This window comes from Thiorhodococcus fuscus, from assembly GCF_042682685.1.
In the GTDB taxonomy this organism is placed as follows: Bacteria; Pseudomonadota; Gammaproteobacteria; order Chromatiales; family Chromatiaceae; genus Imhoffiella; species Imhoffiella fuscus.
This window is the reverse complement of sequence record NZ_JBHUHX010000047.1, coordinates 100,923-125,669: the sequence shown is the minus strand read 5'-3', so window position 1 is coordinate 125,669 and position 24,747 is coordinate 100,923. Positions and strand designations below refer to the sequence as shown.

Annotated in this window: 19 protein-coding genes; 7 read left to right on the top strand and 12 right to left on the bottom strand. The window is 64.1% G+C overall.

All coding sequences use genetic code 11. The annotated features are described in order from the left end of the window. Window positions 1-167 precede the first annotated feature (167 nt). On the top strand, window positions 168-470 hold the full coding sequence (locus ACFSJC_RS15710; RefSeq protein ID WP_386028055.1) for a hypothetical protein: 303 nt from the start codon (window positions 168-170) through the stop codon (window positions 468-470). A gap of 465 nt (window positions 471-935) precedes the next feature. Beyond that, on the top strand, window positions 936-1,499 hold the full coding sequence (locus tag ACFSJC_RS15705; protein ID WP_386028053.1) for a hypothetical protein: 564 nt from the start codon (window positions 936-938) through the stop codon (window positions 1,497-1,499). 142 nt (window positions 1,500-1,641) lie between these two features. Here ACFSJC_RS15705 and ACFSJC_RS15700 read toward each other — a convergent pair whose 3' ends face one another. From ACFSJC_RS15700 to ACFSJC_RS15685, 4 genes are all read right to left on the bottom strand, one after another. Beyond that, window positions 1,642-2,043: a sulfur globule family protein gene (locus tag ACFSJC_RS15700; RefSeq protein WP_386028052.1), complete on the bottom strand. Its 402-nt coding sequence runs from the start codon at window positions 2,041-2,043 to the stop codon at window positions 1,642-1,644. A 588-nt stretch (window positions 2,044-2,631) separates the two neighbouring features. Beyond that, window positions 2,632-4,194 carry an AmpG family muropeptide MFS transporter gene (locus tag ACFSJC_RS15695; protein WP_386028051.1) on the bottom strand — a complete coding sequence of 521 codons (1,563 nt, stop codon included), beginning with the start codon at window positions 4,192-4,194 and terminating at the stop codon, window positions 2,632-2,634. A 639-nt stretch (window positions 4,195-4,833) separates the two neighbouring features. Continuing rightward, window positions 4,834-7,095, bottom strand: coding sequence for an NADP-dependent malic enzyme (locus ACFSJC_RS15690; protein ID WP_386028049.1), 2,262 nt, complete (start codon window positions 7,093-7,095; stop codon window positions 4,834-4,836). A 274-nt stretch (window positions 7,096-7,369) separates the two neighbouring features. After that, window positions 7,370-8,011, bottom strand: coding sequence for a TusE/DsrC/DsvC family sulfur relay protein (locus tag ACFSJC_RS15685; RefSeq protein ID WP_386028047.1), 642 nt, complete (start codon window positions 8,009-8,011; stop codon window positions 7,370-7,372). A gap of 179 nt (window positions 8,012-8,190) precedes the next feature. On the opposite strand from ACFSJC_RS15685, the gene ACFSJC_RS15680 reads away from it, so the two are divergent. Together ACFSJC_RS15680 and ACFSJC_RS15675 are read left to right on the top strand one after the other, a co-directional pair. Continuing rightward, on the top strand, window positions 8,191-9,051 hold the full coding sequence (locus ACFSJC_RS15680; protein WP_386028046.1) for a LysR family transcriptional regulator: 861 nt from the start codon (window positions 8,191-8,193) through the stop codon (window positions 9,049-9,051). 295 nt (window positions 9,052-9,346) lie between these two features. Continuing rightward, window positions 9,347-10,342 (top strand): FAD:protein FMN transferase, encoded by a 996-nt coding sequence (locus tag ACFSJC_RS15675; RefSeq protein ID WP_386028044.1) that lies wholly within the window; start codon window positions 9,347-9,349, stop codon window positions 10,340-10,342. 115 nt (window positions 10,343-10,457) lie between these two features. On the opposite strand, the gene tadA is transcribed toward ACFSJC_RS15675, so the two are convergent. The 3 genes from tadA to guaB all read right to left on the bottom strand — a co-directional run bounded on the left by tadA (window position 10,458) and on the right by guaB (window position 14,107). Next, complete coding sequence (gene tadA / locus ACFSJC_RS15670; protein ID WP_386028144.1) at window positions 10,458-10,919, bottom strand: tRNA adenosine(34) deaminase TadA; 462 nt, start codon at window positions 10,917-10,919, stop codon at window positions 10,458-10,460. After that, on the bottom strand, window positions 10,919-12,493 hold the full coding sequence (guaA, locus tag ACFSJC_RS15665) for a glutamine-hydrolyzing GMP synthase (RefSeq protein ID WP_386028043.1): 1,575 nt from the start codon (window positions 12,491-12,493) through the stop codon (window positions 10,919-10,921). Before guaA ends, tadA begins: the two co-directional genes overlap by 1 nt. A gap of 147 nt (window positions 12,494-12,640) precedes the next feature. Continuing rightward, on the bottom strand, window positions 12,641-14,107 hold the full coding sequence (gene guaB, locus ACFSJC_RS15660; RefSeq protein ID WP_386028041.1) for an IMP dehydrogenase: 1,467 nt from the start codon (window positions 14,105-14,107) through the stop codon (window positions 12,641-12,643). A 134-nt stretch (window positions 14,108-14,241) separates the two neighbouring features. On the opposite strand from guaB, the gene xseA reads away from it, so the two are divergent. Together xseA and ACFSJC_RS15650 are read left to right on the top strand one after the other, a co-directional pair. Beyond that, the gene (xseA, locus tag ACFSJC_RS15655) at window positions 14,242-15,699 is read left to right on the top strand and encodes an exodeoxyribonuclease VII large subunit (protein WP_386028039.1); all 1,458 of its coding nucleotides are present in this window, start codon (window positions 14,242-14,244) and stop codon (window positions 15,697-15,699) included. A 172-nt stretch (window positions 15,700-15,871) separates the two neighbouring features. After that, a complete protein-coding gene (locus tag ACFSJC_RS15650; RefSeq protein WP_386028037.1) occupies window positions 15,872-17,440 on the top strand; it encodes a methyl-accepting chemotaxis protein in 1,569 nt (522 codons plus the stop codon). A gap of 35 nt (window positions 17,441-17,475) precedes the next feature. Here ACFSJC_RS15650 and ACFSJC_RS15645 read toward each other — a convergent pair whose 3' ends face one another. The 4 genes from ACFSJC_RS15645 to ACFSJC_RS15630 all read right to left on the bottom strand — a co-directional run bounded on the left by ACFSJC_RS15645 (window position 17,476) and on the right by ACFSJC_RS15630 (window position 23,270). Beyond that, on the bottom strand, window positions 17,476-20,670 hold the full coding sequence (locus tag ACFSJC_RS15645; protein WP_386028035.1) for an AAA family ATPase: 3,195 nt from the start codon (window positions 20,668-20,670) through the stop codon (window positions 17,476-17,478). Between the two features lie 79 nt (window positions 20,671-20,749). After that, window positions 20,750-22,000 carry an exonuclease SbcCD subunit D C-terminal domain-containing protein gene (locus tag ACFSJC_RS15640; RefSeq protein ID WP_386028034.1) on the bottom strand — a complete coding sequence of 417 codons (1,251 nt, stop codon included), beginning with the start codon at window positions 21,998-22,000 and terminating at the stop codon, window positions 20,750-20,752. A gap of 15 nt (window positions 22,001-22,015) precedes the next feature. Further along, window positions 22,016-22,498 (bottom strand): Crp/Fnr family transcriptional regulator, encoded by a 483-nt coding sequence (locus tag ACFSJC_RS15635; protein ID WP_386028032.1) that lies wholly within the window; start codon window positions 22,496-22,498, stop codon window positions 22,016-22,018. 283 nt (window positions 22,499-22,781) lie between these two features. After that, complete coding sequence (locus tag ACFSJC_RS15630; protein ID WP_386028031.1) at window positions 22,782-23,270, bottom strand: DUF2939 domain-containing protein; 489 nt, start codon at window positions 23,268-23,270, stop codon at window positions 22,782-22,784. 253 nt (window positions 23,271-23,523) lie between these two features. On the opposite strand from ACFSJC_RS15630, the gene ACFSJC_RS15625 reads away from it, so the two are divergent. Next, window positions 23,524-24,165: a DUF4126 domain-containing protein gene (locus ACFSJC_RS15625; RefSeq protein ID WP_386028143.1), complete on the top strand. Its 642-nt coding sequence runs from the start codon at window positions 23,524-23,526 to the stop codon at window positions 24,163-24,165. 118 nt (window positions 24,166-24,283) lie between these two features. Here ACFSJC_RS15625 and ACFSJC_RS15620 read toward each other — a convergent pair whose 3' ends face one another. Beyond that, on the bottom strand, window positions 24,284-24,676 hold the full coding sequence (locus ACFSJC_RS15620; RefSeq protein WP_386028030.1) for a bacteriohemerythrin: 393 nt from the start codon (window positions 24,674-24,676) through the stop codon (window positions 24,284-24,286). Window positions 24,677-24,747 lie beyond the last annotated feature (71 nt).

Sequence of the window (24,747 nt, the reverse complement as noted above, 5' to 3'; positions counted from 1 at the left end):
TGGCAAGGCGCTGCTTCGGTGCTAGACTCGGATGGCGATGCTCGCCCGCTGCGCTGTCGCTGTTCCTCGTCGTCTCGGTGGGCTTAGGTCGGAAGCGTCGGTTTAGCGCTCGTCTCCCGCGCATGCGGGCCATCAAAACGGGAAATTTGGACGCCATGAAATGTGCAATGCTCATCACCGGAAGTGGGCCGGTTGTGATTTTGACGTCGTATGACTCGCTCGAGCATCAGGAGCTGCTTGAGCGGCTGGCCAACAAAGGCATCCCCAAATTCATGGCCTATGAGATCCCGCTCGCCCTCGCCGAGGAGCGTTATGGCGGCTACTTCAACACGGTCGTAAACGAATTCACCGAATCGGACGACCTCCGCGTCCTGGACTACAACGGTCACCGCGCGTTCAACCTCTTCAGGTTTGATGAGCTCACAGCGGCGCTGATGCACGAAGGACTGCCCGAGAACTACCACCACTGATCCTTTCCCGAGCCGGATAGCGCGGAGATGCGCTACCCGATCGCCTTCTTCTCGTTGAACGCTGCATCCCTCGGAGTGGGCTGTCGTATATGACTATCCCGCCCCTTTGGCTTGGCGATTTCCTCCGAGTCCTCCGCGTTTTTGCCAATCGCCGCCGGTTGGCGAAACCGCCGCCGCTTGTTTAGCACCGTCATTGACTGGCATCGAAATTGCTGGGCGTCGTTGCGCGCATGTGGCTCAGTCCGCCGATTTGTTGTCCGCAAGCGCCCGATGCTTACCCTGATTGACTTAAGACCCTATTGCTATTTGGGTCTTATTGACGGACAGGGTCGAATGGCCACGTCGGCGACGGTTTGTCCCTTTGTAGCAAAAGCAACAAACGGCGTGGTTTTACGACACGCGATCAACCGTGAGGGCTCGGTGGTTGACGTGATGTGCATATCCATACCTGGAGAATCTTCCGCGATGCTGCTCGATACCTATCAACAACAAGAACGCTTTTGGCTGACGACCCTGTTTGGACCCACGACCAAGTCCGACCTGCAGGCCTTTCGTGGTGAGTTCACCATTCTCGAAGGCGAGCTGAAGGCCGTCGCCGGTAAGCGCACGCCTCCGCGCGCGCTCCTCAAGCAGGCGATCCTGCTTGCGACCGCCGACAAGCTCCTGATGGTTGCCGGCAGTTTCGAGAGCGTCGATGAGCTGTCCGAGTTCATCTCGCTCTTCAAGGGCGATCTGGATCCCTCGTGCGTTCCGGTCTTCTTCATCGAGAACCTGGCCGAGAGCTGTCAGATCGAAGTCGAAGGCAACCGCTACGTGTTGGTCCAGTATCGCGAGGGCGTGGTCTGGAACGAGGTGTCCGAGTTCTTTTACATCGACAAGCACGACCTGAAGGGGCTGTCGAGCGAGGATAAGGTGCTGAAGCTCTATGAGGCAGGTAAGGACTACAAGCCGAGCTTCCCGGTCAAGACGCTTGAAGAGGTGCTGGCCACCAAGACCGATGCAAAGCGCGAGGTTTGGGGGGCCGTCTGAGGTCGCCACGGCGGCGTAGAGAGGATGTCGCTCGCGGGAAGACGGTCGCAGGGATGGTCGAGGGTGCTTCTCCGACGCCGCAGACGCCCGGTTGGTGGGCGTCTGCGGTGCCTTCAGCCCGTTTAAGGCCGAATCGGCGCGATTATTGAGCCGGCACTGCCTGCTGGGGAACCGGCATCTGCTGGGGTGCGGCTCCATAAGGAGCGCCGTACCCGTAGGGAGCGCCATAGCCATAGGGCGCGCCGTACCCGTAGGGGGCTCCATAGCCATAAGGTGCGCCATAGCCATAGGGAGCGCCGTAGCCATTGCCATAGCCGTAGCCGTTACCGCGTCCGTAACCGCGGCCATATCCGCGTCCGTTGCCGCTGGCGTTCATGCCCATGTTGAAGTTGCCGGTGCCATCTCCAAACATGTCACCCATGTTGTCCCACATGCCGTTTCCGTTTCCATTGCCGGGGCCGCCCCACCAGGCGCTCGCGGTGAAGGAGGCGCCAGCCAGGCCGACGAGAGCCGCAAGGCCTGCATACTTGATCGATTGCTTCATGCTGATTACCTGTGTGTCGGAAACATTGCGGAAACGCCTTTCATGTGGCGTCTTCCATGGGGCGGAATTGCCCCGAGGGCCACGGCGAACGAGGCGCCGAGGGTCGAGCAGTTCGAGAATACATGCTTGTTCTCGAACCTCAAACGATTTCGAACTGGCCGAGACGTGCGCCAGAGTGGATCTCCCGGTGGATGACTCGGGGAAGATGATCTTGGAGGCTGCGTCCTGAACCCAGAGCGCGTGCATCGCTAGGCGGCACGATCCTCGACGGGGCGTGAGGCAGAACCTGACTGGTTCGGAAGAACGGTCTTCCTGGACATCTCGTCCAGGGTGCGAGCGGATGTCGTTATTGAGAATTATCAGTCGAGTATAGGCGTTGCTGTTCGGAATACGCAATCGATAGTTGCTAATTTTCTGAAATAGGTTGCGGGGCGACAGGTCGGGGAATGCACTCCATGCGGCGCGTCGTGCGTGTTTCCCGCTCCAGCGGGAGAGGGTGAGCTGGAACGAGCGGGGCACGACCTTTTCGCCAGTCCAGTTCCGGACGTGGATGTTCCTTTGAGGCCTTTGTCGCCGGCACGGTTCGGGTCAACGCGAGCGCGATGTTTCATCGATGGCGAGCTGTCTGCCTGCCAGCCAGACCAGTCCGATCACCGGCACGCCGATCAGGCTGGTGAAGATGAAGAATCCGGGATAGCCGATCCCGTCGACGATGGAGCCGGAATAGCCTCCCAGCAGTTTGGGCACGAGCGTCATGAGCGAACTGAAAATGGCGTACTGCACGGCGGTGAAGGAGACGCTGGTCAGGCTCGACAGGAAGGCGACGAAGGCCGCGCTGGCGAGTCCCGCGACCAGGTTGTCCGCGCCCACCGCGAGATACATGAGCGCAAGGTTCGGTCCCGCATGCGCCAGTGCGAAGAAGATGAGCTGAGCCGCCGAGGAGAGCACGGCGCCGATCATGAGGATGCGCATTACGCCGTAGCGGGTCGTCAGCAGCCCGCCGAGCAGCCCGCCCGCGATGCTGACGAAGACGCCGAATGTCTTGACCGCCGTTGCGATCTGCGGCTTGGTGAAACCGAGATCCTGGTAGAAGACGTTGGAGATGACTCCCAGCACGATGTCCGAGATTCGATAGAGACCGATGAGCGCCAGCAGCAGGAAGGCGGTCTTGAGTCCGTAGCGTGCGAAGAAGTCCCGTATCGGCTCAACCCAGGTTTCACGCGCCATCTGGCGGTTGATGGCGCCCAGGCGCACCAGCAGCCAGACGGTACAGGCCGCCGCGCTCACCGCCAGGGCGAAGTGCAGCATCTCGATCAGAAAATGCACCAAGGCCCCGCCGCCGAGCGCGGCCTTGATTGATGCGAAGAGACCGCCGCTGAGGAAGAAGGTGGAGGCGAAGGTGAGTGCTGTGACGAGGAAGACCGTGAGCAGCCGAAGGTAGTCGGTGGGCGAGTAGGCGTGCTCCGCTATGCGGTTGGTCTTCGGTTCCGAGATCGATAGGGTCGTTATCAAACCGACCAGCATGGTCGCGGCCATGGCGATGTAGGTGTTGCGCCAGGCCAGGTAGCTGTAATCGTCGGCAGTGGAGCCAAAGAGCGCCGCCAGATAGAGCGCCCCGGCACCCGAGACCACCATTCCGATGCGATAACCGGCAATATAGGTCGACGACATGAGCGCCTGTAGACGCGGTGCCGCAGCCTCGATGCGGAAGGCGTCGATCACGATGTCCTGTGTGGCGGCGGAGAAGCCCAGCAGGACGGCGCCGAGGGCCATGCGGGTCAGGCTGTCCGGCCCGGAGGCCGGGTCCGTGATGCCCATCAGCAGGATGGCAGTGGCGATGCCGAGCTGGGCGACCAGCATCCAGGCGCGGCGGCGTCCCAACCAATGGGTCAGGAATGGAACGGGCAGCCGGTCGATCAATGGCGCCCAAACGAATTTGAAGGAGTACCCCAGCGCGGCCCAGCTGAAGAAGGTGACCGCGTTGCGCTCAATGCCCGCCTCTCGCAGCCATAGCGAAAGCGAGGAGAAGATCAGGAGCAGCGGGATCCCGGCCGAGAAGCCTAGAAACAGCATGCTGATGACGTGGGGGTTGAGGAGTTCGCGGCTGGTCTGAGCCCAACCCTGGGGTTGAGCGTTCTCGGTGTGCGTCATGGGAACCCGGCTGGTGGTGGGGCCCTTGGGCGAGAATGCCGACGGCGAGCCCTCAAGGGTCGACCCGAAGACGGGTCGAAGGCGCCGAGAATACAGTGGGGTATTCGATCGCTCAATAAGAAGACGCCATCGTGGACCCTTGGGTCACGCGATGGCGTCAATTCGGGGAGACGAGGAGGAGCCGAATCCCCGATGGCTGCTCTGACCATGCGGATCGAACCAAACCGACTCATGGCTTAACGTCGGTTCACACGCGATTGCCATGCTAAGCGGCGTCCTTGCAGGCCGCAGACCGGTGGCGGCCGCTCGATGTCCTGAACTCTCTATCGGCGTTCCTGGGTGAAACTTGACTCCCTGGTGAATACGGCGGCGTCCAGAGGAGCATTGCTGTCATGTCTTCAATTCAGCATGGGGCATGCCAGTTTTTCACATTCATTCGAATCAAGGGCTTGCGTGATTCTGGGTCGGAAGGTGACGCCATGCGCTGTCACGAGAGGACACCGTTGGTCCATTTTTGAACAGCAGGGGTCGCGAGATTCGTGAGGGGGCACGGCGTGTGATGCATCCGGGCATCCGTGCCCGGTCTCACGTCGGGACGAGCGTCCTATCCGAGGGCGCTCGCCGCCGAGCAGACATCGGTTAGCCGGCTTGGACGGCGGCGAGCGCAATCATGTTGAGCAGGCCGCGTACCGAGGTGCTGGGCGTGACGATGTGGGCGGCGTGTGTCGTGCCGAGCAGGATGGGGCCGAAGGCTCCGCCTTCGTTCATCGTCTTCAGCAGATTGAAGGAGATGTTGGCCGCGTCCTGATTGGGCATGATGAGCAGATTGGCGCGTCCTTCGAGCCGCGAATCGGGGAATCGCTCCTGACGTCCGATCGCGTCGAATGCCAGGTTGGCGTGCATCTCTCCCTCGACCTCAAGCTCTGGATCCTGTTCGCGCAGCAGGCGCACGGCCTCCGTCATCTTGGTCGCGTTCGGGGCGTCGTGGCTGCCGAAGTTCGAGTGCGAGACGAAGGCGACCTTGGGCTCCAAGCCGAAGCGCTTGATCTCGGCCGCGCACAGCCGGGCGATCTCGGCCAGATCCTCGGCGTCCGGATCCGCCTGTACATAGGGGTCGGCGATGAAGAGCGGACCCTTGGGGAGGACCACGGCGCTCATGGCGGTCAGACGCCGCACGCCCGGAGCCGTTCCGATGGCCTCCTCCACATGCTTGAGATGGCGGATGTAGCGGCCGACGATGCCGCAGATCATGGCATCGGCATCGCCGCAGCGGACCATGGTCGCGGCGAGCACCGTGGGGTCGTTGCGGATGTATTCGCGGGCCTCGTCCGGGGCGTAGCCACGGCGCTTGACCTGATCGTAGAAGGTCTGCCAGTGGTTCTCGAAGTTGGGATTCTCGCAGGGCACGATGAGATCGAAGTCCCGGTCGGGACGGATGCTCAGACCCAGGTCCTTCAGTCGATTGCCGATCACCTCCGGGCGGCCGATCAGCATGGGACGTGCGATGCCCTCCGAGACCGCCTGCTGAGCGACCTGGAGCACGCGCTCGTGCTCGCCCTCGGCGAAGACCACTCGCTTGGGTGCGAGTCGCGCCTGATCGAAGACCGGCTTCATGGTGATGCCGGTGCGGTAGGCGCGGTGATGCAGACGCTGGCGGTAGGCCTCCAGGTCCTCGATCGGCCGGGTCGCGACGCCGCTTTCCATCGCCGCTTGGGCGACCGCCGGGGCCAGATGCTCCATGAGGCGCGGGTCGAACGGCTTGGGGATCAGGTATTCGGGGCCGAACTGGAGCTGATGTCCGCCATAGGCTGCGCGCACGATGTCGGACGGTTCGGCCATGGCCAGGTCGGCGATGGCGCGCACGCAGGCGACCTTCATCGCCTCGTTGATCTCGCTGGCGCCGCAGTCGAGCGCGCCACGGAAGATGAAGGGGAAGCAGAGGACGTTGTTGACCTGATTCGGGAAGTCCGAGCGACCGGTGGCGATGATGGCGTCCGGGCGTGCCTCGCGCGCCAGGTCGGGCATGATCTCGGGCACCGGGTTGGCGAGCGCCATGATGATTGGGTGTTCCGCCATGCTCGACAGCCATTCCGGCTTGAGCACGCCGGCCGCCGACAGGCCGAGGAAGATGTCCGCGCCCTCGATGGCCTCGGCCAAGGTCCGCTTGTCGGTGGCGATGGCGTAGCGGCCCTTGTAGGGGTCCATCTCCTCGGCCCGGCCCTCGTAGACGACGCCGGCGATGTCCGTGAGCGTCACGTTTTCCTTCGGTAGCCCCATTTCCACCAGCAGGTCGACGCAGGCGAGCGCTGCGGCACCGGCGCCGGCGGTGACCAGTCGGACCTGGCCGATGTCCTTGCCGACCACGCGCAGTCCGTTGAGGATGGCTGCATTCACCACGATGGCCGTGCCGTGCTGGTCGTCGTGGAAGACCGGGATGCCCATGCGCTTCTTGAGCGCGCGCTCGATGATGAAACAGTCCGGGGCCTTGATGTCTTCCAGGTTGATGCCGCCGAAGGTGGGCTCCAGGCGCGCGACCGTTTCGATGAAGGCCTCTGGATCGCGCTCCTCGATCTCGATATCGAAGACGTCGATGTCGGCGAATTGCTTGAAGAGTACCGCCTTGCCTTCCATCACCGGCTTGGAGGCCAGGCCGCCGATCGCGCCCAGGCCGAGCACGGCGGTGCCGTTGCTGATGACGGCGACCAGATTCCCGCGCGAGGTGTAGTGCGTGGCGGTGAACGGATCCTTTTCGATCTCGCGGCAGGCCGCTGCGACTCCGGGCGAATAGGCCAATGCCAGGTCGCGCTGGTTGGCGAGCGGTTTGGTCGCCTTGATCTCCAGCTTTCCAGGTTTGGGGTAGCGGTGATAGTCCAGTGCGCTCTGGTTGAACTCTTCCGACATCTAGGTCTCCGATGGTGCTGCTTGTGCGGTAGGTCGAGGGCCGACCCTGGGTGTTTGGAATCGGCCATTATGATGCGGCGCAACCACTTCCGGCAAAATGTGCAAGCGAAATTTGGCTGACGCTTGCGCGGAAGACCAAAAAGAAGGTGCGAATCCGAGCGCGAGGACGGGAATGGACTGAAGGTGGGAGGTGGAGACCATCGCGCGTTTGGGCCTTGATGCCGGTCAAATGGCGGGACGCTCCCCGCCGCGACATGAATCGCCAACCCTGCCCTCAATGCTCACCCTTGGTCCTCAGCAGCCCCGCCAGGCGATTGCCCTGCTTTTGCGGTCCGCCGCGCGGAAAGATCTGATGGAGGTAGCGATTGCTGCCGCGCTCGCGCCCCCAGACATTACGGAAGTGGACGATCATGTCGCGCACCGTCGCCTGCGTGCCCTGTCGGGCGAAACGCGCCCGTAGATACCGGATCACGTCCCAATGCTCATCGGTCAGGATCAACCCCTCCTGGTCTGCCAGGGCGCGTGCGAAATCCTCCGACCAGTCCGAGGGGTCGACCAGATAACCCTCGCTGTCGGTCAAGATGGCACGCTCGCCGACCTGCACCGCGCGGATCGTCATGCTCGGGTAGGCGTTGCTGCCAGCCGGAAATTCGCCGGGGAGTCCGCGCGAGTCCCGCTCGGATTGGGTGATGGACCACAGCTCTATCGGGATTTCGCCGTCGAGGCGGCCCTCGTAGCGTGCCACCCCGGAAACCAGGATCGTACCGCTGGTCGGTGGCAGGTCGAAGCGCGCCAGGCCGGCGCGGTCGGTCAGTACCGGCGGGGTCTCGCTTCCGTCCGCGTCCAGACGCAGTACCACCGGGGTGCGCTTCAGGGGCTCATGGGTGGCCTTCATGGAAATTCTGACAGCAATCATCGTCTCATCTCCGGCGTTTACGACATCCCGTGGCTCGGTGGGCGGCGATCCGCCTCGAATCCAAATCGGCTTTGATGAGACCAACGTAATGGCGATCATAGCCAAATAAAAACGAAATTGATCGCTGGTTGGTATCGGGATTTTCGATACAATCAGGCGCCCGACCTTGAGGGCAGTGCATGGACATCGACCAAATCAAGACCTTTCTCGCGGTCGTTGCTCACGGGAGCTTTCTGGAGGCCGCCGAACGGGTGCATGTCACCCAGTCGACCGTCAGCGCACGCATTCAGAACCTGGAGCAGGGGCTCGGCGCCCGGCTGTTCGTGCGCAATCGTGCGGGCGCCAGCCTGACCCCGGCTGGCCAACGCTTTCTGCGCCACGCCAAGACCCTGCTGCTCACCTTCGAGCAGGCGCGTCACGATGTCGGCCTGCCGAACCGCTTTCGCGCCAGCCTAACGATCGGCGCGCGTATCGCGCTCTGGGACGACTTCCTCCCGCGTTGGACCGGACGCATGCGCGCCTCGGCGCCGGATATCTCGCTCAATACCGAGATCGGCTTCGAAGAGGATCTGATGCGTCGTATCATCGCTGGGACCATAGATCTGGCCTTGATGTACAGCCCCCAGCAGGGCGCCGGCATCCAGGTCGAGCACCTGTTCGACGAGACCCTGATTCTGGTCGGCAGCGACCCGGAACAGCCCGCGCTGGACGACGGTTATATCTATGTCGACTGGGGACCGACCTTCTACGCCCAGCACCGCAAGGTCTACCCGGATCTGGAGCGGCCCGCCCAGACCGCCAACATCGGCTGGCTGGGATTGCAGTTGATTCTCGCCAACGGCGGTAGCTGTTTCGTGCCCGAACGGGTCGCCTCCAGTTACCTGCGTGGCGGCTGTCTATATCGGGTCGACGGCAGCCCGACTCTGACCCTGCCGGCCTATGTCGTCTATCCAGGCGACAGCGATTCCATCGAGTTCACGACTGCACTCGCCACGCTGCGCGCGCTGGTGGCCGAGGGCGCAGCCCTCGGTGCTGCGTGAGGCGGGCACGGACTGGGAGACCTGGGTTCGGCTGGAGGTCTTGTCGCTGTTGATCCCGTTCAGTCCGCAGTTCTGGCACGCGGAACCTTTCCCCGCGTCTTCGAGGCAGGATCCCAACGGTGCAAGACTGGACCCTCTGGACTCGCTGCGCGATCTGTTCCATCGTGCCGGCCTGTCCCATTCAACGACTCAGGTGTTCAGCATGTTCGGTTCAGGGTTCCGGTTTCGGCAATGGATCGCAAGGGTATTCAGGCCCGGTCTCGGTGTTCGCCCGGCGTTCGCGTGTCTCCCTTTGGTGGCGGTCATTCTATTGATCGGCGGTTGCGCCCAAGACGAGGATCCGCAGATCGTTTTCGATGGCCCGACCATGGGGACCTATTATTCGGTCAAAATCGCGCGTCCTCCAGAAGGTATGAGCGCCGAGTCGCTGCAGTCTCAGGTGGCCAAGGTGCTGGATGCCGTCGTGGGCGAGATCTCGACCTACGACCCCAAGTCCGAACTGTCGCGCCTGAACCAGAATCAGAGCACCGACTGGATCCCCATCTCGGGCGATCTCTACCGGGTGGTCGCCGAAGGGCAGCGCATCTCGTCTCTGACCGATGGGGCCTTCGACATCACCATCGGTCCGCTGGTGAACCTCTGGGGCTTCGGTCCCGAGGCGCGACCGGCCAGGCTGCCAAGCGAGCAGGAGGTCGCCGCCGCCAAGGCCAGGGTCGGCTGGCAAAAACTGGAGCTGAGGGCCGATCCGCCGGCCCTGCGCAAGGCGCGGGGCGATATCTATATCGATCTCTCGGCGCTCGGCGAGGGCTATGGTGCCGACCGGGTTGGGGTCTGGCTGGAATCGCAGGGCGTCACCGACTACATGGTCGCCGTCGCCGGTGCCATCCGCACCCGTGGCAACAACGCCAAAGGCGAGCCGTGGGCCATCGCGATCGAGGAGCCCTTGCCCGATCGGCGCAGCGTGCATCGCATCATCCCGGTCTCGAATCGCGCGCTTTCGACCTCGGGCGACTATCGCAATTTCTTCGAGGAGAACGGCAAGCGCTACTCGCACGAGATCGATCCCATGACGGGCGAGCCCGTGGACAAGCGGCTGGGATCGGTCACCGTCGTCGACGATTCGGCGATGGTCGCCGACGGCTGGGCGACGGCGCTTATGGTGCTCGGTGATCGGCGTGGTCCGGAAGCGGCCAAGGCTCAGGGACTCGCGGCCTATTTCATCGTCCGTGACACGAACGACCAGCCGCGTGGATTCGGTTCTCCAGCCTTCGAGTCCATCATGCAGCGCTGACGGTCATCGGCTCGGGGCGTCTGCTCCGTGACCATGCCCAGGCATGATGCCGCTGATGATTTCACTCTGCCCGTGCTGGCTATTTGCGATGCTTCAGATTCGGAGCCCACCTGAATCAGCGGCGTGCCTTGAAGAAGGCTCGCAGCCGGTCGCCGCAGATGTCTCCCAGGACGCCGCCGCGACAGTCGGTGCGATGATTGAAGCGTCCGTCGGAGGGCAGCAGGTCGAAGACGCTCCCGCAGGCGCCGGCTTTTGGGTCGGTCGCGCCATAGACGACCTCGCCGACCCGGGCATGGATGATGGCGCCCGCGCACATGACGCAGGGCTCCAGCGTCACATAGAGCCGGGTGCCGGGCAGTCGATAGTTGCCGACCCGCCGGCCGGCATCCCTCAGCGCCTGGATCTCGGCATGGGCCGTCGCGTCATGGGCGCCGATCGGGCGGTTCCAGCCCTCGCCGATCGGCTCGCCGTCTCGGATCAGGACCGCCCCCACCGGCACCTCGCCTTCCTCGGCCGCGCGCTCGGCGAGGCCGAGCGCGTATTGCATCCAGTGCGCGTCCTGCTCGGCGTCCGCGATCACTCCCACTCGATCGTGCCCGGCGGTTTGCCGGTGATGTCGTAGACCACGCGCGAGACGCCGGGGACCTCGTTGGCGATGCGTCGGCACACCAGGTCGAGGAAGTCGTAGGGCAGGTGTGCCCAGCGGGCGGTCATGAAGTCGATGGTCTCGACCGCGCGCAGGGCGATCACGTGGGCATAGAGCCGATTATCTCCGACCACGCCGACCGAGCGCACCGGCAGGAAGACGGCGAAGGCCTGGGAGACTTGATCGTAGAGATCGGCCTTGCGCAGTTCCTCGATGAAGATGTGATCGGCCTGACGCAGCGTCTGGGCGTAGTCCTTCTGCACCTCGCCGAGGATGCGCACCCCGAGTCCCGGACCGGGGAAGGGATGGCGGTAGACCATCTCGGAGGGCAGTCCGAGTTCGATGCCGATCTTGCGCACCTCGTCCTTGAACAGCTCGCGCAGCGGCTCGACTAGCTTGAGGTTCATCTCCTCGGGCAGGCCGCCGACGTTGTGGTGCGACTTGATGACCTTGGCCTTGCCGGTCTTGGCCCCGGCGGACTCGATGACGTCCGGATAGATGGTGCCCTGGGCCAGCCATTTGACGTCCTGGATCTTGTTCGCCTCGTCGTCGAACACCTCGATGAAGGTGTTGCCGATGATCTTGCGCTTCTGCTCCGGGTCGTTGACGCCTTTGAGGCGGCCGAGGAAACGGTCCTCGGCGTCGGCCCGGATCACCCGCACACCCATGTGACGGGCGAAGGTCCGCATCACCTGATCGCCCTCGCCGAGACGCAGCAGGCCGTTGTCGACGAAGACGCAGGTCAGCTGGTCGCCGATGGCGCGGTGGAGCAGGGCGGCCACGACGCTGGAGTCGACTCCGCCCGAGAGTCCGAGCAGGACCTTCTCGTCTCCGACCAGTTCGCGCACCCGGGCGATGCTGTCCTCGATGATGTTGTCCGGCGTCCAGAGTCGGCCGCAGCCGCAGATCTCGTGGACGAAGCGCTCGATGATGCGCTGCCCCTGACGGGTGTGAGTGACCTCGGGATGGAACTGGACGCCATAGAAGCGTCGGCCTTCGTCGGCGATGCCGGCGAGCGGTGCGTTGTCCGTCTCGGCGATGACCGTGAAGCCGGGCGGCAGGGTTTCCACCCGGTCGCCGTGACTCATCCAGACATCGAGCAGGGCGTGCCCTTCGGAATTGTTGTGGTCCTCGATGTCGCGCAGCAGACGCGAGTGTCCGCGTGCCCGAACCTGGGCATAGCCGTATTCGCGATGGGTCGAGGGGATGACCGTGCCGCCGAGCTGTGCCGACATGGTCTGGAGGCCGTAGCAGATGCCTAGAACCGGAACGCCGAGCTCAAAGACGCAGGGTTCGGCGCGCGGCGTCTCGGCCTCATGCACCGACTGGGGGCCGCCGGAGAGGATGATGCCGCTCGGGTCGAAGGCGCGAATGGTGTCCGCGTCCAGGTCGTAGGGGTGGAGTTCGCAGTAAACGCCGGCCTCGCGGATACGCCGGGCGATGAGCTGGGTGTACTGGGATCCGAAATCCAGGATCAGGATACGGTCAGCGTGGATATTGGCCATGTGTGTGAGGGTTCGGTGTCATGCCCGACTGGGCGGCGTTCGGGCGTCAAGGGAAGGTGGGGTGGACGGGCGGGATCGCGCTGAAGTCGCGCGAATGCTGTCCTCGATCGGGCGACGCTCCCTGTCGCCCGCGATGCGGCGATCGCCTTAGTTGTCGATCCGGTAGTTCGGTGCTTCTTTGGTGATCTGGACGTCGTGGACGTGCGATTCGCGCATGCCCGCGTTGCTAACCCGCACGAACTCCGGCTTGGTCCGCATCTCATCGATGGTGCCGCAGCCGGTGTAGCCCATGCTGGATCCGAGGCCGCCGATGAGTTGGTGGATGATGTTGAGCAGGCTGCCCTTGTAGGGGACGCGGCCCTCGATGCCCTCGGGGACCAGCTTTTCCTTGTCGGTGCCTTCCTGGAAATAGCGGTCGCTCGAACCCTCCGTGGCGCCCATGGCGCCCAACGAGCCCATGCCGCGATAGGATTTGTAGGAGCGGCCCTGGTAGATCTCGACCTCGCCCGGCGCCTCGTCGGTGCCGGCGAAGAGCCCACCGATCATGACGCTGTTGGCGCCTGCGGCGATGGCCTTGGCGATGTCGCCGGAGAAGCGCAGTCCGCCATCGGCGATCAGCGGCACGCCGGTGCCTTCCAGTGCCTCGGTGACGTTCGAGACGGCGGTGATCTGGGGTACGCCGACACCGGCGACGATGCGGGTCGTGCAGATGGATCCCGGACCGATGCCGACCTTGACCGCGTCCGCGCCGGCTTCGACCAGTGCGTGAGCCGCAGCGGCCGTGGCGATGTTGCCGCCGATGACCTGAAGCTCGGGGTAATGGGTTTTGACCCACTTGATGCGGTCGAGCACGCCCTGCGAGTGACCGTGTGCCGTGTCGACGACGACGACATCGACGCCGGCCTCGACCAGTGCGGCGATCCGCTCTTCGGTGCCCTTGCCGACGCTCACCGCCGCGCCGCAGCGCAGACGCTCATGCGAGTCGCGCGAGGCCTTCGGGAAGTCCTTCGCCTTCTGGATGTCCTTGACGGTGATGAGCCCGCGCAGTTCGAACGCCTTGTTGACGACCAGCACCTTCTCGATACGATGGGTGTGCAGCAGATTGACCACGTCCTCGCGGCTGGAGCCTTCGAGTACGGTGATCAGCCGCTCCTTGGGGGTCATGATGGTCGAGACGGGCTCGCTCATGCGGGTTTCGAAGCGCAGGTCGCGTCCGGTCACGATGCCGACCAGTTCGCCCTTGTCGGTGACCGGAACGCCTGAGATGTTGTTGGCGTGGGTCAGCTGCACGACCTCGCCGATGCTGATGTTGGGCGAGACGGTGATCGGGTTGCGGATGATGCCGCTCTCGTACTTCTTGACTGCCAGCACCTCGCGGGCCTGGCGCTCGGCGGTCATGTTCTTGTGGATGATGCCGATGCCGCCTTCGAGCGCCATGGCGATCGCCAGCCTGGATTCGGTGACCGTATCCATCGCCGCCGAGACGAGCGGGATGCGGAGATCGATTTCGCGGGTGAGTTTGGTGTGGAAATCCACCTCGTTGGGGAGCACCCTGGAGTGGGCGGGCACAAGGAGGACATCGTCAAAGGTGAGAGCTTCCTGGATCAGGCGCATGAGATATGGGGCTCCGCAGATCGCTTCCAAAGCTGGAAAGTAACAGATAACTATAAAACGATGATGTCTTTTTGTAAACGTTTTTGTTTCCCGAAATCCGTGCCTGGATGTTTGAAGGGCGGTCGGGTCGAGCGATGAAGTCTCTCGACGTCAAGCAACATTTAGGGGGCGCGTCCCGCGATATCTATAGCGTCGCGCGTCTGGCGAGCGAGGTGCGCGCGGTTCTCGGCGCGAGCTTTCCGCTCCTCTGGGTGGAGGGCGAGATCTCCAATCTGGCGCAGCCCGCCTCGGGGCACCTCTATTTCACCCTCAAGGATGAGGCGGCCCAGGTGCGCTGCGCCATGTTCCGCTCGAAACGGATGCTGCTGGGCTTCCGGCCCGAGAACGGCCAGCAGGTTCTGGTGCGCGCGCGGGTGGGACTCTACGAGCCGCGTGGCGACTTTCAGCTCACGGTGGAATACATGGAGTCGGGCGGCGAGGGCGCCCTGCGTCTGGCCTTCGAGCGACTGAAGCAGAAACTGGCGGCCGAGGGGTTGTTCGATGCCGCGATCAAGCGGGCGCTGCCGCCCTTTCCGCGCCAAGTGGGGCTCATCACCTCGCCGACGGGCGCGGCGGTGCGCGATCTGCTCGCGGTGCTCGAACGGCGCTTCGCGGCACTGCCGGTGGTCATCTATCCGGCCCAGGTTCAGGGCGGTGCGGCCCCTGAATCTCTGATCGACGCCCTGGCGCTGGCCAATGACAGGGCCGAATGCGATGTGCTCATTCTGGCCCGTGGCGGGGGGGCTCTGGAGGATCTGGCGGCCTTCAACGACGAGGCCCTGGCCCGCGCCATTCGCGCTTCGACGATTCCGGTCGTCAGCGGTGTCGGTCATGAGAGCGATCTGACCATCGCCGACCTGGTCGCCGACCGTCGCGCGCCCACGCCCTCGGCCGCCGCCGAGCTGGTCGCGCCCTCGGGCGAGCATCTCAGCCAGCGCGTAGCGGCACTGAGGATGCGTCTGACCGATGCCCAGCAGCGTCACCTGAGGGCCGCCCGTCAGCGTGTCGAGGCATCGTCGCGTCATCTGGCGCTCTTGCATCCGAGTGCGCGTCTACAGCAGCAGGCGCAGCGTCTCGATTATGTGCAGCAACGATTGGTGCTGCTGCTCGGCGCGCGTTTGTCGCACGCACGCTCGCGACTGCATCCGCTGGTCGGGCGTCTCGCCGCCACATCGCCCGAACGGCGTCTGTCCCGGCTCGCCACGCGCCTGGATGGCCTCGCCCAGCGTCTGGGGCGCGCCCATGAGCGCGTCTTCGAGACGCGGCGCGAACGCCTTGCCCGCGCGGTCGCTGGCTTGGAGGCGCGCAGCCCTCTGGCCACGCTGGCGCGCGGTTATGCCATCTTGACCCGCCCGGAAGACGATCGCATCGTGCGCGATCCGGCCGATGCCCCTCCGGGAACGCGCGTCCAGGCACGGCTGGCACGAGGAACCTTGACTGCCATCGTCGTGCCGGACGCGGAGGACGGTGGAGCGACTCCGGCCGGATCCGATGGATCCAAGAGTCGGTCGAGTCGTCGGCCCAGATCACCGAAGTTGCCGCCTGATGCCTGAGTGGCCGCTTTCGGTCATGCGCCGATGCAACAATCTGGATGGGATCGATTAGGCTTGTCTCTGGGCCGTCCTATCCGCAATCCCTCTTCCATTCACACCGATCGGGTAATTCCATATGGCCAGTTTCGGAATCTTAGCGAGAGCCCGCCTACTTTTTGCGGCGCTTGGTGGTTTGGCCCTGGTTGCGGGTGTTGGCGCCTTCTATGTGTCCGGGCAGGTCAAGTCGTCGCTCGACGAGATCATGATCAAGGAGGGCCGGGTCGAGGCGTTGGCCTACGAGTTCAGGATCGATGTCATCCAGATCCAACAGTGGTTATCCGATATCAGCGCGACACGCGGCCTGAATGGACTGGATGACGGTTTCGACAAGGCGCGATCCCATTACGAGCGCGCTCAGGGCGAACTCGAGCAGATGCGCTCGCTCCACGACGATCCGGCCGCCCTGCCCAGCGATCTGGATCAGGCCCTGACCCGCTACTACGAAATGGGTCAGCGCATGGCGCACCTCTATGTCGAACAGGGGCCTGAGCAGGGCAATAGCCTCATGCCCGATTTCGATACCGCCGCCGAGGTGTTGGACGAGAAGCTGAGTGCGCTGTTCGATCAGGTGCATGCCGCGAAGACGCTTGCGCAGGAACGGCTCGATGCGCGAATGGATTGGGTGTCCGGTGCCAGTCTGGTCGCCACACTCCTGATGGCGACCGGTCTCATTGCAGGCCTGTTCGCGTTGCGACGCATGCTTCAGCCGCTCTCGGAGCTCGAACAGCTGGCTGGGCGCATGGCTGCGAAGGATTTCCGAGGCCAGATCGCGCTCCGTGGCGACACCGAGATCTCGCGGCTCGGGCGCGCCGTCATGGGTCTGCAGCGCAGTCTCGCCGAGACCTTTGGCAAGACCGCCGAGGATGTGGGGCAGATTCATGGTATTGCCGATCGTCTGCGCTCGGTTGCCTCCGACAGCCTTGAGCGCGTCACCGATGAGCAGGATGAGATCCGTCAGGTGGTGACCGCCATCACCGAGATGGCCTCGACTGTGGAGGAAATCGCCCGCAATAGTGCCGTCGCCTCCGATGCGGCCTCGGATGCCAAGCTGGAGGTCCATCAGAGCGACGCCATGATGCAGACCGCCATGGCCTCGATCCAGCGTCTGACGGAAGGCGTGGTGCAGGGGGCCGAGGCCATGTCCCGGCTCGATGCGGACATCGAGCAGGTGGGATCCGTGGTCGGCGTGATTCGGGGAATCGCCGAGCAGACCAATCTGCTGGCCCTCAATGCCGCCATCGAGGCGGCGCGGGCCGGCGAGCAGGGACGCGGCTTCGCTGTGGTCGCGGCCGAGGTCCGGATGCTGGCCTCGCGGACCCAAGAGTCGACCCAGGAGATCCAGGGCATGATCGAGCGGATCCAGAAGGGTTCGCAGGGCGTGACCGAGGTGATGGGCAAGGATCGCGATCAGGCGGCGCTCATGCTCGAACACTCCAGCCAGGTGGACCGTGCGCTCAAGTCGATCGGCCAAGCGATCGTGACCATCAGCGACCTCATGATCCAGATCGCGACCGCCGCCGAGGAGCAGAGCCATGTCGCCAAAGAGATCGATCGTGGCGCCCACGCCATTCAGGGAGGCGCCGAGCATGCGGCCGCTGGCGTCTCCGAGACCGCGCGTTTCTGCGAGGAGCTTCAAATGCTGCTCGACGATCTGAACCAGGAGATGGCCGACTACCGGTTCGATCGACCAGCCTCCAGCTGACGACGACCAGCCAGGTTGTATCGCTGGCGGCTGGATCAGCTCGCTTCCCGACAGCCTGGCCCCTGAATCCGGCTGCGTCCTCCTCGGATCGGCGTGACCCGGATCTGGGTGCCGATGCGTTCCTTGAGCGCCGGGACGTGCGAGATGATGCCGATCAGTTTGCCGTCGCGTCTCAGTCCCGCCAGCGTCTCCAGCGCGGTTTCGAGGGCCTCCGAGTCGAGCGTGCCGAAGCCCTCGTCGAGGAAGAGCGAGTCGACCCGCACCGTCTGGCTGGCCATCTGAGAGAGTCCGAGCGCCAGCGCGAGGCTGACGATGAAGCTCTCGCCGCCCGACAGGTTCTTGGTCGAGCGGATCTCTCCGGCCTGATCCTTGTCGATGACGTCGAGTTCGAGCGGCTGGGTTTGGTTGCGGATCAGCAGGTAGCGGTCGTTCATGCGCTCGAGCTGACGGTTGGCGTGGCCGATCATGATGTCGAAGGTCAGGCCCTGGGCGAAGTTGCGGTACTTCTTGCCGTCGGCCGAGCCGATGAGCTGGTGCAATCGGTCCCAGCGCGCGCATTCGATCCGCTGCGCGGCAAGGGCGTCGAGCCGTTCGCGCTGGCGCGTCTTGAGCTGCGCATTGTCCCCCAGCCGTTGACCTAGACCGCCGATCTCCTGGTGGAGCGCGTTGCGTTCGGTATCGAGCCTCGTGACCGTCTCTTCAAGATCGGCACGGGACCGATCGGTGAGCGCGCGCTGGCGTTCGGTCGCTAGGCGCGTCGTCGTTTCGCGCTCGTGCGCATTCAGCTCGGTGCGCTCGCGCGCCAGACCCTCTGCCCGCTCGGCAATGGCCGCACGCTCCTCTTCGTTCAGACGGGCAGCGACATAGTCGGGCTCGTCGCTGAATCCGGCCTTCAGGAGTCGTGCGACGAATGCATCCTCGGATATCTGGGCGCGCTCGGTCCGGACCGCGATGGCCTGAGCGAGTGCGGTGATGCGGCTGCGTAGCAGGTCGAGATCCCGGGCGGACGCGTTCTGGCTCAGATGGGCGGCATCCCGTGCGGCCTGGGCCGAGCGGACCGTCTCGTCGAGTCGCCTCCCTTCGGTGTCGGGATCCGCGTCTGGCAGCAGTGTCTGGCGTTGTTCGGCCAGTGCGTCGCGCTCAGCCTGCAGCGCCTCAAGCTGCTCGCTCTGCTCGATCGCCATGATGCAGGCGCGTGCGGTCTCCAGCATCGCTTTGTGGAAGCGGATCTCCCGCTCCAGTGCCTCAATCTGTGCAAGAACCTCGGTCGAGCGCGCGAGATCGGTCTGGGTCGTTTCCTTAAGGCGTGGAATCTCTGCGATCAGGCGATCCAGATCCGTTTCGGCGATTTCGAGTCGTGATTGGAGTTCGGCGATGCGCGTTTCTCGTTCAGCGATCCGTTGCAGGAATTCGGCATGGCGGCCTGCGATCAGGTCCAATTCCTTGGCGATTTCTGCCCGTTTGACCTTGAGCCGCATGATGCGCTCGTCGATCTGTTTGGACTCGATGCGCACCCGTTCGAGTTGGCTGGCCGCCTCCTCGCGTTGCGGGAGGTTGCCTTCCGCGTAGGGGTGATGGGTGGCGCCGCAGAGCGGACAGGGTTCGCCGTCGGCGAGTTGGCGACGCTGCGCTTCGAGGCTGTCGATGCGTCGGACCAGTATCAGCTGGGTTTCGATCAGGTGCTGCTCGCGTTCGAGGGCGTCGGCTTTTTCGCTCGCCGTTCGCATCTCTGTGGCGGTTTCTCCCTCGTCACGGGTCAACGCCATCTGCCTGTCTGTGAGCGTCTTGAGTGCCCGCTGTGTCTCCAGCAGCATCCTGGCCGTTTCGCTCAGCTCGTCCAGCCAGCGCGAGCGTGCTTGGAGGGCCTCGCCGTCGTTGCGCCAGTCCGCGATAGCGCGCTGTCCCAGAAGCGTATCGAGCTGGTCGCGTTTCTGACCGAGGACGTCCTCGATGCTTTGGAGCGCTCCACGTCTCGCATCGGCCTTGGTCTCGGCGAGTCGTTCGAGTCGGCTGTCGAGATCGCGCCGTTCGCTGTCGAGCGCATCCCGCTCCTGTTGGGCGCGGAGTGCGGCGAGCGCGGCCTGGCGTTCTGCGAGCGACTTCGAGGCTGTTGCGATGGGGCCGTCTTTTTCGGCGAGGCGTGCATCCAACGTGCGCGCCTCGTTCAGGATCGGCGTCATCCGGGCGTGCTCGGCTCGGCGCTCGGTCAGGGCCGATTCGGCTTGGCTCAGTACCTGTCGGGCCTGGGTCAGCGCCTGCTCGCGCGCGGGGAGCGCCGATCGGTCCTCGGTCAGCGCTCTCCGATCCTGTTCGAGTTGGTCGCGCAATCCGTTCAATCCGGCATGGTCGGCGGCCAGTTCGAGCGCTCGGTTGGCCCGGTCGAGTCGTTGCCGCTCCGGTGCGAACGCCTCTTCACGCACGCCCAGATCCTTCCAGCGCTCGGCGATGCTCGCGGACGCGCGCTCCAGTCTGGCGATCTCGTCGAGCCAGAGGATCGCCTGGCGGCTCTGATCGAGCCGCGCGCTCATGTCCGCGTCCCTGGCCTGCAAGTGGCTCAGGCGCTCGCGGGATTCGCGCTCCTGGTCCTCGCTCAGGGGTGTCATTCCGGCCAGCTCGGCGTTCAGGGTTTCGAGCCGTTTGTGCTCCTCTCGGTTGCGCTCGTGGGTGCGTATCGAGATGCGGCTGTAGATCTCGGTGCCCGTGATCTGTTCGAGGATGGGCGCGCGGTCGTCGGGGGCGGCGCGCAGAAAGGTGTCGAACGCACCCTGTGCCAGCAGCATGGAGCGGGTGAAACGGTCGAAGTCCATTCCGGTCAGCGACTCGATGCGCTCGGTCACTCCGCGCAGCTGGGATTCCAGGATCTCGCCGCTGTCGGCGTCGGCCAGTTCGTGCTTGGGGTTCTGTAGCTCGCCGTCCGGTTTGCGCCTGGCCCGGTGCTGGCTCCAGTGACAGCGGTAGCGGCCCGACTGGGTCTCGAAGGTGGCCTCGGCGAAGCAGTCGCCGGTGCGGCGCGACATGATGTCGTTGGCCCCCTTGCCGATCCGGTTCAGACGCGGCGTGCGGGCATAGAGCGCGAGACAGATGGCGTCGAAGATGGTGGTCTTGCCGGCGCCGGTCGGACCGGTGATGGCGAAGATGCCGTCGGCGCCGTAGCTCGGATGGGTGAGATCGATGTCCCATGCGCCGGTGAGCGAGTTGAGGTTCTTGAAGCGTATCCGCAGGATTCGCATCGGCGGTCCAGTTCGATTGGTGTGTGGAGGGTTGCCGATTCGAATGCGCCTGGGCACGCGCGAACGCTGTTCGCAAGGATCACTGACGGGCCAGCGGATCGGCGTCGTCGAGGTCGGCGAGTATCGCGCGGTAGCAGTGCACGAGGTCTGGGCGCTGGTCGGCCGCGATCTTCTGGCTCTCCAGGCAGCGGTCGAAGACCTCAGCTGGTCCGAGATCGGCGAGCGTCTCGTCGAGACGGATCGTTTCGAGCGACTGGGCCAGAAGACGCTCGTTGCGAATGCGTAGGATCTCCAGCCCGGTGTCGGCGGCGATCTCGTTCAGGCGCTCGCGCAGATCGCCGATCAGGGTCTCGCCCTCGTAGACCACCTCGATCCAGGCCCGGCTTTCGTCGGCCGTCAGCTCGCACAGGCGCGACTCGATGGTCTCCCATGTGCCCCGGATGCGTTCGAGCGTCTGGAAGACCGGGATCTCCAGTTCGCTCACTCGGGTCTCCCCGGGACTCAGGTCGACCAGACAGAGACGTTTGATCTGGCCTGACTCGCCGAAACCCATCGGCAGCGGCGAGCCGCTGTAGCGCATGGTCTCGGAGCCCGCGACCCGCTGCGGGACGTGCAGATGTCCCAGTGCCAGATAGTCGAAACACTCCGGGAAGATGTCCGCCGAGAGGTGTGCCAGCGAGCCGACATAGAGTTCGCGCACACCGTCGCCGTCCTGGGTCCGTCCGCCGGCGGTGAAGAGATGGCCCATGCCGACGATCGGAATCCGCAGGCCCAGATCGGAGCGGACGCTCTCCGCCGCTGCCGCGACCTCGGCATAGTGTTCGCGGATGCCGGCGATCAGCTTGCGTTCCTTGTCCTCGATGGTCTCGCCGGCCTCCGATTGGCGGATGTCGCGGTCGCGCAGATAGGGCACGGCACAGACGATGAGCTCGGGCCGTCCCTCCGGATCGCGCAGGACCAGCACCTCGTCGCCCGTCTCCTGGCTGACGGCCCCGACCACATGGACGTCCAGTTCGCGCAGAAGCGCCTTGGGCGCGTCGAGAAAGGATGGCGAGTCGTGGTTGCCGGCGATCACGACCAGGTGGCGGCAGTTCGAGCATGCGATACGGGAGAGAAAGCGGTAGTAGAGCGCCTGCGCCCGGTGGCTCGGCGCGCTGGTGTCGAAGATGTCGCCGGCGATCAGCAGCACCTCGACAGCCTCAAGCTCGACGGTGTCGATCAGCCAGTCGAGAAAGGCTGCGAATTCGTCGTCACGTTTGCGGCCGTGCAGTGTGCGGCCTAGGTGCCAGTCCGAGGTGTGCAGCACGCGGATCCGCCGGGAGTCCGTCATGGCAATGATTCGAGATCAGTAGCGTCCGCCCGTCTTCAGCAGATAGTTGCGCATCTCGGCGCTTTCGCGGTTCATGCGCATCAGGTTGCTGTGGGTGATGCGGAAGATGGCACGCATCATTTTGAATACCAGGCGCGGGTGGCTGTCGATCAGCGCCTCGAAGTCGACGGGCTCCAGCGTCATCACCTGGCTGTCGATCTCGGCGCGCAGACCGGCCTTACGGACCGAACGGTCGACGAAGGCGCGGGTGCCGGCGCATTCGCCGGGACGCATCTGGTGGACGATCTCCTCGCTCGTGCCGACACGCCGACAGACGCAGAGTCTCCCAGTGGCGAGCAGAAAGAGCGTGTGGCGCTCGTCGCCTTCCTCGACCAGGGTGTCGCCTGCCGCAAGGGCGATTGCTCCCATGCGGTCGGCCAGGACCTGGCATTCGTCCGGGTCGAGTTCGGCGCCAAGGGCCGAGTTCTTGATTGCCTCGATCTTGTTGACTTCGTTCATCGTTCGGATGTCTCCCGTGTCGTGATGCGTGTGTGAAGGTCCCTGTGCTGGCGCGGCGGCAGGGATCTTCGGCTGCGATTGTTACGAAGCGAGTTTACAGCGAAAGCCTCGCCGGGGCGTTCCGCTCCTGTCGCTGATCCGCCCCATGGGGCGAGACCGAGACGCCGTTTCAGCCGCCGTTGGGTCGGGCTGGTTAGGGGGTATCCCTGGCAGGTGAGGGGAGTGCGAGCCCAATCCAATCGCCTCTTCAATGCTGGAGGACGAACGGCTCGTCGTGTCCGGGTCAGCCGCCGATATCGGTGATTCTCCAGTCCACGCCCTCCAATTGCATGAGGATTCGGGTCTTGCTGTCACCCTCCCCGAGCCGGATCTCGAAACGGTCCCACGCGCTGAAGAAGGCCCAGTGGATACCGGCGATGAAGTAGGCCGGCCGGCGATCGGTCGCCTGCGTCGCCGTGGCCTGCAGCAGGTTACGGACGGCGGTCAGGTCAAGACCCTGTTCCAGTAGTTGATCGCCGATCTGACTCAGCCCCTGGGCGAGCAGGCCGACGATCGGATTGCTGTTGTCGGTTCCCTGAGGCAAATCGGCGCTGACGCCTTCGACGAGACGCTGTTTGAGCGATTGCCGGATGGCGGGCAGGTCCACGAAGGGGGCGATGGCCGCTGGATCGGTCTCCGCGAGCGCGCGGTCCAGCCGGAAGATGGTGTAGTAAGGCCAGACTCCGTAGACGATCAACAGAAAAGCGACGAGAAAGGCGATGATTCGAGACATGTCGGAGACTCCTTGAGGCCCGATTCGAGGTTCAGGCTATTTTAAGACGATTTCGAGCGGGACCTACGCGCTGTCACACGGCGGTATACGGAGGTGTTCGGCGCGTGGCGATAGACAGGATCGATCGGATCTTCCAGGATGGGCGGAGTTCCGCAACGCCCCGTTCTGGATCCGGTTCTTTCATTGCGGTGATCGGATCTCCGGTCGGAATCGGGCGATTTCATGCGTGTTGCGAGGTATTGCCGTGGACGAGATGACACAGACGCTGGCTCTGACCCTGGGCGCGGGCTGGGCGAGCGGAATCAACCTTTATGCGACCATCCTGCTGCTCGGATTGCTCGGCGCTACCGGGACGGTCGATCTGCCGCCTGGACTGGATATCCTGATGGATCCCCTGGTTCTGTTTGCGGCGGGTTTCATGTATCTGGTCGAGTTCGTGACCGACAAGGTTCCGGGCGTCGATACCGCCTGGGATTCGCTCCACACCTTCGTGCGGATTCCGGCCGGTGCCATGCTGGCCTCGGGCGCAGCTGGCGATTTGGGACCGGGAGCGGATGTGGCGGCCGCCATCATGGGGGGTGGGCTCGCCGCCGCCTCGCATTTCGCCAAGGCCGGCAGTCGGGTTCTGATCAACGCCTCTCCCGAGCCCTTCACCAACTGGGCCGCTTCGTTCGGCGAGGATGCTGGGGTCGTGGGTGGTCTGCTGCTCGCCGTCAGCCATCCGGTGGTCTTTCTGATCCTGCTGGCGGTTTTTCTGGCGTTGCTGATCTGGCTGATACCCAAGATCTGGCGTGGGATTGGGCGTCTGTTCCGCTTTCTCGGGCGCGCGTTCGGTGGTCGAGATGGACGGGATCCGGGAACGAACGATGTGGGTGGGGGGCCGCCATCGGGTTAGGCGTTGTGCGGAAGCTGTCGCCTCAAGTCGGCCGGTCCGAGCGGGGGCATCCCGGATTTCGCTCGCGCTTCATCCGGGATACGCAGAGTGGCCGGGCGGCTGTTGAGGGGCCGCAGTCTCAACGCTGGATATAGTTCACCAGCCGCTTGTCCGAGCCTGTGGTGTGCAAGGCAAACCATTCGAACAGGAACTCGACCATGCTGCCGAGGTCGATGTCCTCCACTCGGTAGCGGTGAATGTAGTCATAGAGTTTGCAGAGCAGCATGCTGTGCTCGCACTTGTGCGCCTCGTAATCCGGATAGTCAGCGTCGAGCATGATGTTCTCTTCGCTGTAGAAGTGAAAATCGGCGTATTTCCCGATCTCGGTCAGTAGGCGAAAGACGCGCTCGCGCGGCATATTCTCGTCGTCGCAGAGCGAGACGTTTTTGATCAGGTCGAGAAAGACCTGATGCTCGTGATCGATACGCTCATGTCCGACGGAAAATTTGTTGTCCCATTCGATGTCGATCATCGTTTTCTCTTACCAGCGGGTATTTGAATAGGGGCGGCGCGAAGGGATACGTCGTCAGGGGGCCGCTGGTG